General features: G+C 75.0%; 10 protein-coding genes and 2 pseudogenes. 6 read left to right on the top strand and 6 right to left on the bottom strand.

Going from position 1 to position 11308, the window contains the following annotated elements:
* A partial coding sequence (locus ABD946_RS17100; protein ID WP_345284457.1) for a LysR substrate-binding domain-containing protein occupies positions 1-362 on the bottom strand: 362 nt, incomplete at its 3' end.
* A gap of 67 nt (positions 363-429) precedes the next feature.
* Positions 430-732 (bottom strand): annotated as a pseudogene (locus ABD946_RS17095) (LysR family transcriptional regulator); the annotation flags it as partial.
* Positions 733-969: 237 nt separating this feature from the next.
* Here ABD946_RS17095 and ABD946_RS17090 point away from each other — a divergent pair.
* Entirely contained in the window at positions 970-2277 is a 1308-nt protein-coding gene (locus tag ABD946_RS17090) for a hypothetical protein (RefSeq protein ID WP_345284455.1), read from the top strand.
* Positions 2278-2345: 68 nt separating this feature from the next.
* Here ABD946_RS17090 and ABD946_RS17085 read toward each other — a convergent pair whose 3' ends face one another.
* Positions 2346-2516, bottom strand: a complete 171-nt coding sequence (locus ABD946_RS17085) for a DUF5670 family protein (RefSeq protein ID WP_345284453.1) — start codon at positions 2514-2516, stop codon at positions 2346-2348.
* Positions 2517-2717: 201 nt separating this feature from the next.
* Between ABD946_RS17085 and ABD946_RS17080 the strand changes: the two genes are divergently transcribed.
* The 3 genes from ABD946_RS17080 to ABD946_RS17070 all read left to right on the top strand — a co-directional run bounded on the left by ABD946_RS17080 (position 2718) and on the right by ABD946_RS17070 (position 6057).
* Positions 2718-3137 (top strand): SsgA family sporulation/cell division regulator, encoded by a 420-nt coding sequence (locus ABD946_RS17080; RefSeq protein ID WP_345284451.1) that lies wholly within the window; start codon positions 2718-2720, stop codon positions 3135-3137.
* A gap of 57 nt (positions 3138-3194) precedes the next feature.
* A complete protein-coding gene (locus ABD946_RS17075) occupies positions 3195-3602 on the top strand; it encodes an ATP-binding protein (RefSeq protein WP_345284449.1) in 408 nt (135 codons plus the stop codon).
* A gap of 82 nt (positions 3603-3684) precedes the next feature.
* A complete protein-coding gene (locus ABD946_RS17070; protein ID WP_345284447.1) occupies positions 3685-6057 on the top strand; it encodes an ATP-binding protein in 2373 nt (790 codons plus the stop codon).
* Here ABD946_RS17070 and ABD946_RS17065 read toward each other — a convergent pair.
* The 3 genes from ABD946_RS17065 to ABD946_RS17055 form a co-directional block, all read right to left on the bottom strand.
* Complete coding sequence (locus ABD946_RS17065; protein WP_345284445.1) at positions 6030-6440, bottom strand: response regulator; 411 nt, start codon at positions 6438-6440, stop codon at positions 6030-6032. The two genes, ABD946_RS17070 and ABD946_RS17065, sit on opposite strands and share 28 nt — an antisense overlap.
* Entirely contained in the window at positions 6437-8212 is a 1776-nt protein-coding gene (locus ABD946_RS17060; protein WP_345284459.1) for a PP2C family protein-serine/threonine phosphatase, read from the bottom strand. Before ABD946_RS17060 ends, ABD946_RS17065 begins: the two co-directional genes overlap by 4 nt.
* Positions 8213-8274: 62 nt before the next feature.
* On the bottom strand, positions 8275-9042 hold the full coding sequence (locus ABD946_RS17055) for a response regulator (RefSeq protein ID WP_345284443.1): 768 nt from the start codon (positions 9040-9042) through the stop codon (positions 8275-8277).
* Between the two features lie 112 nt (positions 9043-9154).
* On the opposite strand from ABD946_RS17055, the pseudogene ABD946_RS17050 reads away from it, so the two are divergent.
* Together ABD946_RS17050 and ABD946_RS17045 are read left to right on the top strand one after the other, a co-directional pair.
* Positions 9155-10712, top strand: a pseudogene (locus ABD946_RS17050) (sensor histidine kinase).
* The coding region (locus tag ABD946_RS17045; RefSeq protein ID WP_345284441.1) for a response regulator at positions 10604-11308 on the top strand (705 nt) is incomplete at its 3' end. The pseudogene ABD946_RS17050 and the gene ABD946_RS17045, both read left to right, overlap by 109 nt.

Here is an 11308-nt window from a genome sequence, read left to right as displayed (position 1 = left end):
AGCTCGCTCTCCGCCTCGCTCCGCCAGACCAGGGCGAAGTCGAGGGTGGGCAGGTCGGGGGCGGCGATCCAGCGGATGTTCGGCATGCCCCAGTACCGGGTGACGTGGCTGGGGAAGCCGTGGATGATCTCGCCCATGCCGACCCGGTTGATCAGGTCCTCGGCGTTGGTCACCGTCCCCCTGCGCTCGATCGTCCGGCCGCGGGCCGTCTCGAAGGGCAGGTACCGCTCCTGGTAGTAGCCCGGCATCCCGGGCGGCATGGCGTGCTGGAAGTCCGCGAACACCTCCAGCCCCACCGAGCCCCGCGTGGCGAGCTCGTGGTCGTGGGCCACGGCGAGCACCCGGGGGTCCGTGCACAGCACCGGCCGCGACGGTGAGGTCCGGCTCCTCCACCGGCAGCCAGGTGACCAGGACGTCCATCTCGCCGTTGCGCAGCCGGCCGAAGATGTCGTCGTAGGTCAGCTGGCGGATCTCCAGCTCCCACTGCGGGTACCGCGAGCGGAAGGCCCGCCAGTAGACGTGCAGGTCCACGACGTTGAACGGCATCATCCCGATCCGCAGCCTCCCGGTGACCCCGCGGGCGGCCGAGCGGGCCCGCTCCAGCGAGGCCTGCAGCCCCGCGTAGACCGGCTGGAGGTCGTCCCGCAGCTGGCGGCCCACCTCGGTGAGCCGCACCGTGCGGCTGGTGCGCTCGAACAGGTCGGCCCCGATGCGGCGTTCCTGCTTGCGGATCGCCTGGCTGACCCGGGCCTGGGAGACCAGCAGCCCGCTGCGCGGTGCGGCCGAAGTGCAACTCCTCGGCCAGCACCAGGAATATCTCGATGTCCCGCAGCTCCATGCCGCCCGCCCCGCCCCCCGTGTCGTTCCCCCTGGCGACCCGCGGGGCCGCCGAACCGCACCAGCATACGGCGGCGCCCGCGACCGCCCCGGCCTGCGGGCCTGTCACAACGGTGGTCCAGGATGGCGGTCATGACGCTCTTTCCGATCACCGTGCCCGCCTCCCTGGCCGAGTCCCTCGGCCTCGACCCCGCGACCGACGACTGGGGCCACGAGATCCGGCACGCGGTCGGCACCGGGGCGGGGGACACCTACGTGCTGAGCGGCCTGTGGCGGCGCGACGGGCAGCGCACGGAGGACGGCGGGCGGGGCTTCGTCCTCCAGCTGATCACCCGTCACGCCCCGGACGGCGCGGCCACCGCCACCGCCGTCATCCCCTACGAGGTCCCCGGCGGCACCCGCTCGACCATCAGCTGGGGCAACGAGTCCAATCTCGCGCTCCTGCCGGACGGCACGCTGGTGCTCAGCTCCCGCCCGGGCAACACCCACCTGCTCGCCCCGGGCCTGGACCGGGAGCTCGCCGGTTGGCGGATGTCGACGTACTCCTGGACCAAGGAGGAGAACGGCCCGGACGACCCCTTCGCCGCCTCGGTCGCCGTCACCCCGGGCGGCCGGCTGCTCTGCCTGGTCTCCGAGACCAGCCTGGAGAACTGGGGGGTCCCGATCCCCAACCTGGTCGCCGTCAGCGACCCCGGCGAGGTGCTCGCCCCGGGCCACAAGCCCGTGCTGCACGCCTTCGCCACCCTGTCGACCTCCGCCGCCCGCCAGACCGAGCAGGACGCCCACCCGCACGTCCGCCACGTGGGAGCGCCGGTGCTCGGTGACAACCGCCCCTCACCCGCCCTCGGCACACTGGTGTCCGGGCTGGTCGGCGGCAGCGCCTACGACTGGGACCGGGCCTTCCTGCACCGCCCCGCCCCGCTCTCCGACGAGCTCTACGTCGTCCCGGTGTACGGCCGCACCTACCGCTCCGGGAGCCGGGGCCAGCGGTTCGCCTTCGCCCTGCTGGACGCCGAGGGCACCGTGCACGGCCACCTCGGCGGCCTGGACCGCCACGCGGACAGCCCCTACACCGGCCACCTGTTCGACGTGACCACCGATCCGCACCGCGGCCTCGCCTTCCACCTCAACCGCTACGGCCTCTACGCCTGGACCGCCGACGGCACGCTGCGCGCCGCCCTCCGCACCACCGAGGCCCTGTTCAAGGCCCTCGCCCACTTCGCCCTGCTCACCGCCACCCCCACCGGCGAGCTGCTGCTCGCCCACCGCAAGCAGCACTTCGTGCTGCGCGTCCCCGTTCCCGGCGACCTCACCGCCCTCGGCGAGAGCGTCACCGAGGCCCTGGCCGGTCTCGCCAAGGCCCGCAACGCGGCGAAGAAGCAGCACGCCCCCGTCAACTGGCTCTGGACGACCCCCACCGGTGCGGTCCACCACCTCTGAGCCCCGGTCAGACAGCCGGGCGGGCCGGAGCGGTGTCCGCTCCGGCCCGCCCGCGGCGTCCGGTAGTGCTACCAGCGGTACCAACGGCCGCGGCTGCCGGAGGCACCGGTGCTCCGGGCGAGGAAGCCGACCAGCCAGAACACCAGGACGATCACCGCCACCCACCACAGGGCCTTGAGGGCGAAGCCGGCGCCGAACAGGAGCAGAGCGAGCAGCAGGACGAGCAGAAGCGGAACCATGAGGACCTCCCAGGTCGGTGTCGGGGGCCCGCCTGCCCGCTCCGGTCGAACCCATGCACGGAGGTTCCGGAGCGAGCGGGGCCGTCGGAGTGAATGCGGCGACCGAAGCGGAGTGGAATCCCGCCGGCGGGGCAGCCGGTCCGCACGACGTCGGGAAGCGGTCCCGGCGCACCGCCTGACCACTCGTCACGAGGGGGAGTGTTGGACACTGCCAGGACCGTCGCCCACCGCCTGGGCATCCGGATGCCGGACAGCGCGCACCCGGACCTGCTGCTGCCGGGCCGTCTGGTCTACGACTCGGCCGACCCGTACGCGGTCGAGCTGGTGGTGGCCGACTCGGGGCCGTACCGGATCGACGGACCGCCGGTGCGCTGGAGCTTCGCCCGCGAGCTGCTGGACCAGGGCCGCCGGACGCCGGCCGGCCTGGGCGACGTCCTGGTCGCGTCCGGCCCCGGCGGCTCGGTGCTGATCGAGCTGCGCGGCGGGGAGGGCGTCGCTGTGCTGAGCGTGCCGGGCGAGCAGGTCAAGCACTTCCTGGAGGACTCGTACGAGCTCGTCCCGCCGGGCGAGGAGGCGCTCCACCTGGACGTGGACGGCTGCCTGGCCAGGTTGCTGTGGTGATCCCGGCGCCACGGGGTAGGCGGTGACCGTCGAGGACCAGGACGGAGGCCGGGTGTGATGGGTGATCAGGCGATGCGGGCGACGGGCTGGGCCCGGTCCTTCCCGGTCAGCGGCGGGGTGCGGGCGGGGCGGCGGTGGACCCGGCACCACCTCGACACGCTCGGCTGGAGCGCGCACGAGCCCGAGACGGCGGACGCCGTCCTGCTGGCCGTCTCCGAGCTGCTCACCAACGCGCACCGCCACGCGGGCAGCGACGCCTCCCTGGTGCTGACCTGGGACGGCCGCCGCCTGGAGGTGAGCGTCCACGACGCCTCCCCGGTCCCGCCGGTGCCCCGCAGCCCCGACGCCACCGCCACCGGCGGCCGCGGCATCGGGATCGTGGCGGCCCTCGCGGACGCCTGGCACACCCGCCTCCAGACCGACGGCAAGACCGTCACCGCCGACTTCAGCCCTCCGGACCGGTAGGGTCCGCCCGACGGTCCGCAACCTGCGAGGATGCGTCAGGTACCGGTGCACGGCCGGTCGGTGGCGGTGAGGTGCGTGCACGGTGGAGATCGACGGTTGGCTGTCGGAGCGCGAGGTCGCGGCGGAGCAGGCGGTCGGAGGCGACTTCGACCTGTCCGCCTGCGTCCGTGAGGAGATCCACCTGCTGGGCGGCGTGCAGTCCCACGGGACGCTGCTCGCGGTCGACACCACCACCGGCCTGGTGGACACCGCCGCCGTCAACGCGGGCGAGCTGCTCGGAGCGCCCGGCCGGTCCCCGGTCGGCCTCCCGGCGGAGGAGCTGCTCGGTGCCCGGCAGTACGCCGAGGCCGTGGAGGCCGCCGAGGAGGAGGGCGGCGCGGCGGCCCTGCTGCCGATGGTGCTGGAGGGAGCGGGGGAGGGCGGGCGGCGGACGGTGGACGTGACGGTCCACCGCGACGGCCCGCTGCTGGTGCTGGAGTTCGAGCCGAGGACCGAGCCGCAGTTCCGCTTCGACGGTTTCTACCGGGGCGTGCGACAGGCCCTCAAGCGCCTGCAGAAGTCCCGCACCGTCCTGGAGTGCTGCGAGGCCGCGGTGCGCGAGGTGCGTGCGCTGACCGGCTTCGACCGGGTGGTCGCCTACCGCTTCGACGGCGAGGACGGCCCGGGCGAGGTGCTGGCGGAGGACGCCGCGGCGGGCCGCGACCCGTGGCTCGGCCTGTGGTTCCCCGCCACCGACATCCCGCCGCAGGCCCGCCGCCTCTACCGGGAGAACTGGATCCGGGTGATCGCCGACGTCGAGGACCCGACGGTCGGGCTGGAGCCACCGCTGCGCCCGTCCACCGGACGGCCGTTGGACCTGTCCGGGTCGGTCCTGCGCACCGTCTCCGGCTTCCACCTGGAGTACCTGCGCAACATCGGGGTGCGCTCCTCGATGTCGGTGTCGATCCTCTTCGAGGGCCGGCTCTGGGGCCTGATCGCCTGTCACGGCGACCGGCCGAACCGGCTGTCGCCCGAACTCCGCGCCGCCTGCGAGTTCTTCGGCATCGCCTTCTCGCTGCAACTCGCGGCGATCGCCGAGCGCGAGCAGTCCGAGGCCGCCGAGGCGGCCCGCGCCGCGGTGGACCGCGCCTGCGAGCGGCTCTCGCCGGACCTGGCCGTCTTCGTCCTGGCCGAACGCGGGGCGCTGTGCGAACTCGTCGGCGCCCAGGGCGTGGTGCTCCACCGGGAGGGAGTGGCGGTCGGCGACGCCGACGGACTCCCCGGCCCGCTGCTGACCGACCTCGCCGACCGCGCGGAACGGGCCGGCGGCCAGGGGCGTTCCGGGGTCTGGGCCACCGACCGGCTGTGGGAGGAGCTGTACGGCGAGGACGGCCGCCCCGACCCCGACCGGCCGCTCCCGCCCAGCGGGGCGCTGCTCACCCCGCTCTCCGAGGAGGGCGACTTCCTGCTCTGGCACCGGGGCGAACGGACCGTCACCCGGCGCTGGGCCGCCGACCCCCGGCACCCGGTGCGGGTCGGCAGCCGGGGCGAACGGCTCACCCCGCGCGGCTCCTCCGCCGTCTTCGAGGCCACCGTGCGCGGCCGCAGCGAGCCCTGGGGAACCGCCGACCTGCTGGCGGCCCGCGAGCTCGGCCGCACGGTCACCGCCCGGATGCTCCGGCACACCACCGAGCTCGCCCGGCTGAACGCCGAACTCGCCCGCTACAACGAGGACCTGGACTCCTTCGCGCACGCCGCCGCGCACGACCTGAAGGAGCCGCTGCGCGGCATCGCCAACGCGGCGGCCTTCATGGCCGAGGACGCCGGCGACGGCCTGGACGGCACCTCGCGCCGCCGGCTGCGCACCGTCCAGCGACTGGCCACCAGGATGGACGACCTGCTGAACTCGCTGCTGCACTTCGCCCGGCTCGGCCGGGCGGGCCTGCGGCTCGCCCCGGTGTCGCTGGACACCGCCCTGGACGAGGCGCTGGAGGTGGCCGGGCCGAGGCTCGCCGAGCAGCTGGTCACCGTGGAGCGCCCGGCGGCCCTGCCCGAGGTGGTGGCCGACCGCGACCGGCTGCACGAGGTGCTGGTCAACCTGCTGGTCAACGCGGCCAAGTACGCGGCCGACCCGGGCGAGGTGGAGCGCCGCACGGTCGAGGTCGGGGTCGGCGAGCGGGTGCCGCCGGGAGGTGGCGGGCCGGTGCGGGCGGTGGTGGTCCGGGACAACGGGATCGGGATCCCGGCCGACCAGCAGCAGGAGGTGTTCGAGCTGTTCCGCCGGCTGCACCACCGGGACGAGCGCGGCGGCGGATCGGGCGTCGGCCTGGCGGTGGTCAAGCGCATCGTCGAGCGGCACGGCGGCCTGCTCTGGCTGGACAGCGCCCCGGGCCGGGGCACCGAGGTCTGGTTCACCCTGGCCGGCCGGACCGACGACCCGTCAGCCGGTCAGCCCGCCCCCTCGCCCAGCCAGTAGTCGACCGCTCCCCGCAGCACGGTCTGGAACAGCTCGAAGTTGACCGGCTTGTAGACGTAGCTGTCGGCCCCGGCCGCGTAGCAGGCGTCCACCTCCGCCGGTGCCGTGGAGGAGGTGAACACCACCACCTTCACCTCCCGCAGCTCGGGCCGGGCCCGGATGTCCGCCAGGACGCCGTGCCCGCCGCGCCCCGGCATGTTGAGGTCCAGCAGCACCAGGTCGGGCGCCGGGCGGCCGGGATCGAGCAGCCGGGGGAGGGCGGCCTCGCTGCGGGCCAGGAACTCCAGCCGCAGCAGCGGGTGCGAGCGGCCGAGGGCGCGCATGATCGCCTCGGTGTCCTCCTCGGAGTCCTCGACCACCAGGACGAGTGCCGGGTCCTTCATCGTGCTCCTCCGGATGCCGGGTCGTTCCTGGTGTTCCTCCGGCCGCCGCGACGCGGGCCGGCGGCCGGCAGGCCGGCCACCAGCACCGCCGTGTCGTCCGTCCCCGCAGCGGTGAACTCGGTCGCCTCCCGGGTGAGCCGTTCGGCCAGTTCGGCCACCGACCGGTCGCGCAGCTCGGTCAGCCGGCCGCGCAGGTGCGCCTCGAAGAAGACGCCGTCCGCGTCCCGGGCCTCGGTCAGGCCGTCGGTGAACATCACCAGCCGGTCGCCCCCGCCGAGCCGGACGGTGCACTCCTCGTACGTGACGTCCTCCACCACCCCGAGCAGCAGGCCGCGGGCCGGCACCTCCTCGACCCTGCCGTCGGCCCGCAGCACCAGCGGCGGCGGGTGCCCGGCGTTGGCGGCGCGCACCACCAGCCCGTCCCCGTGCCACCGCAGCACGCAGGCCAGCGCGGTGACGAACCGTGAGGTGGCGGCCGAGTGCAGGGCGCGGTTGAGCCGGCTCAGGGCCGGGCCCGCACCGGTGCCGTCCTCCAGCACCGTGCGCAGGGTGTGCCGGGCCAGGCCGGTCAGCGCGGCGGCCGGCGCCCCGCGGCCGCAGACGTCGCCGACCAGCAGCGACACCTGCCCGTCCGGGCCGGTCACCACGTCGTAGAAGTCGCCGCCGACCTCCAGCATCGCGTCGCCGACCCGGTGGGCCGCGGCGAACTCCAGGCCCGGCACCTCCGGCAGCCGGGCGGGCAGCAGGTGGCGTTGGAGCGAGAGCACGTCCTGCCGGCGCTGCTCGTAGCGGGCGGCGTTGTCGATCGCCAGCGCGGCCCGGGTGGCCAGGTCGGCGCGGAACTCCTCCTGGGGGACCCGGTCCCGGCTGTAGAGGAAGGTGACGGTGCCCAGGGTCCGGCCATGGGCCCGGAGCGGATCGACCGTCACCGCCCGCACAGCGCCCGCGGCGGCGGCCGGGCCGAACGGGCCGCCCGCCAGGTCGGCCGGGCCGAGCCGCAGGCCGCGCGGGGCGCGGCCTGCCCGGGTGAGCACGCCGGTCATCCACGGGTCGGCCGGATCGACCGCCGTCAGCTCCGCCTGCCGGCGGGCGCTGACGTGCACCTGGGCGACGGGCGTCGGCTCCCCGTCCCGGAGCAGGTGGACCAGGCAGCCGTCGGCCACCGCCGGCACCGCGATCCGGGCCACCCGCTGGAGGGTCTCGCCGATCTCCAGCGAGGACCCCATCTGCAGCGAGGCCTCGGCCAGGATGGCGTCCCGGGCCAGCCGCTCCTCGCGGCCGCGCTGCTCGGCGATCCGCTGCTCGCAGCAGGCCGCCACGTCCCTGGCCTGGGCCAGGCAGGCGGCCCCCCGCGCGGCGGCGTCCTCGTCCGTGACCCCCAGCACCACCGTGCCCCAGCCGCCCTCGTTCAACGGGAAGAGCGCCTCCACCGCCAGCGGTGCCCCGCTCGCCCGCAGCGCCGCCGCCTCGGGCCGGTGCGACCCGGCCGGGTCCGCCGGGTCCAGCCGGCGCACCTGCCAGCCGTCGGCGGGGCGGCGGCCGTCCGACGGGTGGAGCGCGGGGTCCGGGTACTCCCAGCGCGGCTCGGCCTCACCGGGCAGCAGCAGCCGCAGGTAGCGCACCCGCTGGTCCGCGCCCCACCGGGCCCCGGCCACCACCAGGACGCCGGGCTCGGCGGCCAGCGCGCGGAACAGCTCCGCGGTCAGCGCGGTGACGTCCGTCGCCGAGGTGGCCAGGCTCCACAGCCGGTGCAGGTGCCCGCTCCACGCCATGCCCACGCCCTCGCGTCCTGTCGGTGCCCGGAGATCCGGTGCCATCGGGTCCTGACCGTCCGTCAGTCGCGGGGCGGGCGGGTGGCGGTGTCGAGGTAGAAGGCGTCGATGCTCTGCACCGCCCGCTCGAACTCGTCCAGGTTCACCGGCTTGGTGACGTACGCGTTGGCGTGGCTGCTGTAGGCGTCCGCGACGTCGTCCGGCGCGGAGGAGGTGGTGAGCACCACCACCGGGATGGTCCGCAGCTCCTCGTCGGTCTTCAGCACCCGCAGCAGGTCCCGGCCGTTCATCCGCGGCATGTTGAGGTCCAGCACGATCAGGTCGGGGCGGACCGCCCCCGGCGCGCGCAGGTGCTCCAGCGCGGCGATCCCGTCGGTGACCTGGACCAGGTTGCGGGCACCGCGCTCGGCCAGCGCCTCCTCGATGAGCAGGGCGTCGGCCGCGTCGTCCTCGACCAGCAGGACGTCGAAGGCGCGGGCGGGACTGGTCATCATCAAGGTCTCCGTGGGTGCTTCGGCGGATCGGTCGTGGATGCCCGGCCAGCGCCGCCGGGCGCCCTGGCGGGTGAGGCCGCAGGCCGAGCCGAGCTGCGGGTAGCCGGCCCCAGCCCGGACGGCGGTGGCGGCGGCCCCGCCCTGCAGCCGTTCGGCGGCCCGTTGGACCTGCTCCAGGACGTGCAGCAGGCCCAGCGCGGGCGCCGCGGTCCCGGCCGCCGGGGAGTCCGCCAGCAGTTGGAGCGCGAGGCGGCGCGCCAGCCGGTCCACCGCGGCCTCCGCGATCGCCGCGGTCTCCTCCGTGGTGGCCCGGAGCAGGAAGTTCTTGCCAGGCATGGCGCCACTCTAGGCCGCCTCCCCGACCCGCGACAACAAGCGTTGTCATGATGGCCCTACAGTATGCGCGGGCCACCTCCCCCGGATGGCCGCTACTGGAGGTGCTCAAACCATGTCCGAGGACCGAAGGCCCCCGTCCTCCCGGCCGTCGGCCGCCTGGACCACCCGGCGGTGGCTGCGGAGCGGCGCCGCGCTCGCCCTGGCGGTGCTGGCGGTGCTGGGCGTCTCCGGGTCCTGGGTGCTTGACCGGACCCAGGTGCTCAGCACCGAGCTGGTGGACGTGCGGTCCCCGGCGATGTCGACCTCGTTCCGCCTGGAGTCCGCCCTGCTCAACCAGGAGACCGGCATCCGCGGCTACGGCCTCACCGGGAACCCCGTGTTCCTGACGCCCTACCAGCAGGGCCTGGCGGACCAGCGGACCCACACCGCGCGGCTGGCCGAGCTGCTGCGCGGCAACGCCACCGGGCTCGCCGACCTGACGGCCCTTCAGGACGCGGTCGCCCGGTGGCAGCAGGAGACGGCCGACCCGGTCGCCGCGCTCCCGCCCGGCGCGCCGACCCCCCGGGCAGCCGAGTCGGCCGCCGCCGGCAAGGCCGCCTTCGACGCCGTCCGGGACGGACTGCGCCGCCAGCAGGAGCACCTGAGTGCCGACCGGGCGCGGGCGCGCGCGGACCTGCTGTCCACCATGCGGGTGCGCAACTGGCTGTTCGCGGCGATCGGCGCGGTCGTGCTGGTGCTCACCGTGCTGGCCTTCGAGGGGTTGCGCCGGGGCGTCACCCGCCCTCTGGAGCGGCTCGGCGCGGACGCCCGGCGGGTCGCCGGCGGCGACTTCGGGCACGCCATCACCGCCACCGGCCCGGCCGACCTGCGGCGGCTCGGCGCGGAGATCGACTCGATGCGCCTGCGCCTGGTGCGGGAGCTGGACTTCGCGGAGGAGGCCCGGCAGCGCCTGGACGAGCAGGCGGCCGACCTGCAGCGCTCCAACGCCGAGCTGGAGCAGTTCGCCTACGTCGCCTCGCACGACCTCCAGGAGCCGCTGCGCAAGGTCTCCAGCTTCACCCAGCTGCTCCAGCGCCGGTACGGCGGCCAACTCGACGCCAAGGCCGACCAGTACATCGGCTTCGCGGTCGACGGGGCCAACCGGATGCAGGCGCTGATCAACGACCTGCTGGAGTTCTCCCGGGTCGGCCGGGTGCACCAGAGCCACCAGGAGGTCGACCTGGAGCAGACCCTGGAGCGGACCCTGGACGCCCTGAGCATCTCCGTCGAGGAGGCCGGCGCCCGGATCACCCACGACCCGCTGCCCACCGTGGTGGCCGACCCCACCCAGATGGGGATGCTCTGGCAGAACCTGATCGCCAACGCGGTGAAGTTCCGCCGCCCCGGCGGGCGTCCGACGGTCCACGTCTCGGCCCGGCCCGGGGAGGACGGGCTCTGGCAGTTCGCCGTCACCGACGACGGCATCGGCATCGCCCCCCGAGTTCGCCGAGCAGGTGTTCGTGATCTTCCAGCGGCTGCACACCAAGGACGCCTACGGCGGCAGCGGCATCGGCCTGGCGATGTGCCGCAAGATCGTCGAGTTCCACGGCGGCACCATCGCCGTCGACCCGGAGCACCGCGACGGCACCCGGATCGCCTTCACCCTGGCCGCCGGTCAGGAGGCCCGGTGACCTCCGCCGCCACCGCCCGCCCCGCAGCGGCCGAGGAGCAGCCGGTCTACCGGGTCCTGCTGATCGAGGACGACGAGGCCGACGCGCTCCTGGTCGAGGAGCTGCTGCTGGACACCGGCCTGCCCCACGAACTCACCGTCAGCACCACGCTGGCCGACGCCAAGCAGGTCCTGACGGTCCGTCGGATCGACTGCGTCCTGCTGGACCTGCACCTGCCCGACGCGGCCGGCACCACCGCCGTGCGCGAGCTCGCCCCCGAGCACGCGGTGATCGTGCTCACCGGCCTGGCCGAGGCCAGGGCCGGCACCGAGGCGATGGCCGCCGGCGCCCAGGACTACCTGGTCAAGGGCAAGGTCGACCCCGAACTGCTGCGCCGCACCCTGCGCTACGCGGTCTACCGCAGCCGGACCGAACGGGCCGCGATGGAGGCCCGGACCGTCCGGCTGCGGGCGGAGGAGAACGCCCGGCTGGAGCGCGGCCTGCTGCCGCCGCCGATCCTCGGCACCTCCACCGTGCGGGTGACCAGCCGCTACCTGCCGGGCACCGCCATGGCGCTGCTCGGCGGTGACTTCCTGGACGTGGTCGTGGGCGACGAC

The sequence above is a fragment of the Kitasatospora albolonga genome, assembly GCF_039535905.1.
Classification (GTDB): Bacteria; Actinomycetota; Actinomycetes; order Streptomycetales; family Streptomycetaceae; genus Kitasatospora; species Kitasatospora albolonga.
Note: the sequence above shows the minus strand (reverse complement) of the source record. Positions and strands in the feature narration are given on the sequence as shown.

Excerpts from the sequence above, each read along its gene's own strand:
- ABD946_RS17090 (WP_345284455.1), top strand. The coding sequence starts at position 970 with ATGACGCTCTTTCCGATCACCGTGCCCGCCTCCCTGGCCGAGTCCCTC.
- ABD946_RS17085 (WP_345284453.1), bottom strand. The coding sequence starts at position 2,516 with ATGGTTCCGCTTCTGCTCGTCCTGCTGCTCGCTCTGCTCCTGTTCGGC.
- ABD946_RS17075 (WP_345284449.1), top strand. The coding sequence starts at position 3,195 with ATGGGTGATCAGGCGATGCGGGCGACGGGCTGGGCCCGGTCCTTCCCG.
- ABD946_RS17065 (WP_345284445.1), bottom strand. The coding sequence starts at position 6,440 with ATGAAGGACCCGGCACTCGTCCTGGTGGTCGAGGACTCCGAGGAGGAC.
- ABD946_RS17060 (WP_345284459.1), bottom strand. The coding sequence starts at position 8,212 with ATGGCGTGGAGCGGGCACCTGCACCGGCTGTGGAGCCTGGCCACCTCG.
- ABD946_RS17055 (WP_345284443.1), bottom strand. The coding sequence starts at position 9,042 with ATGCCTGGCAAGAACTTCCTGCTCCGGGCCACCACGGAGGAGACCGCG.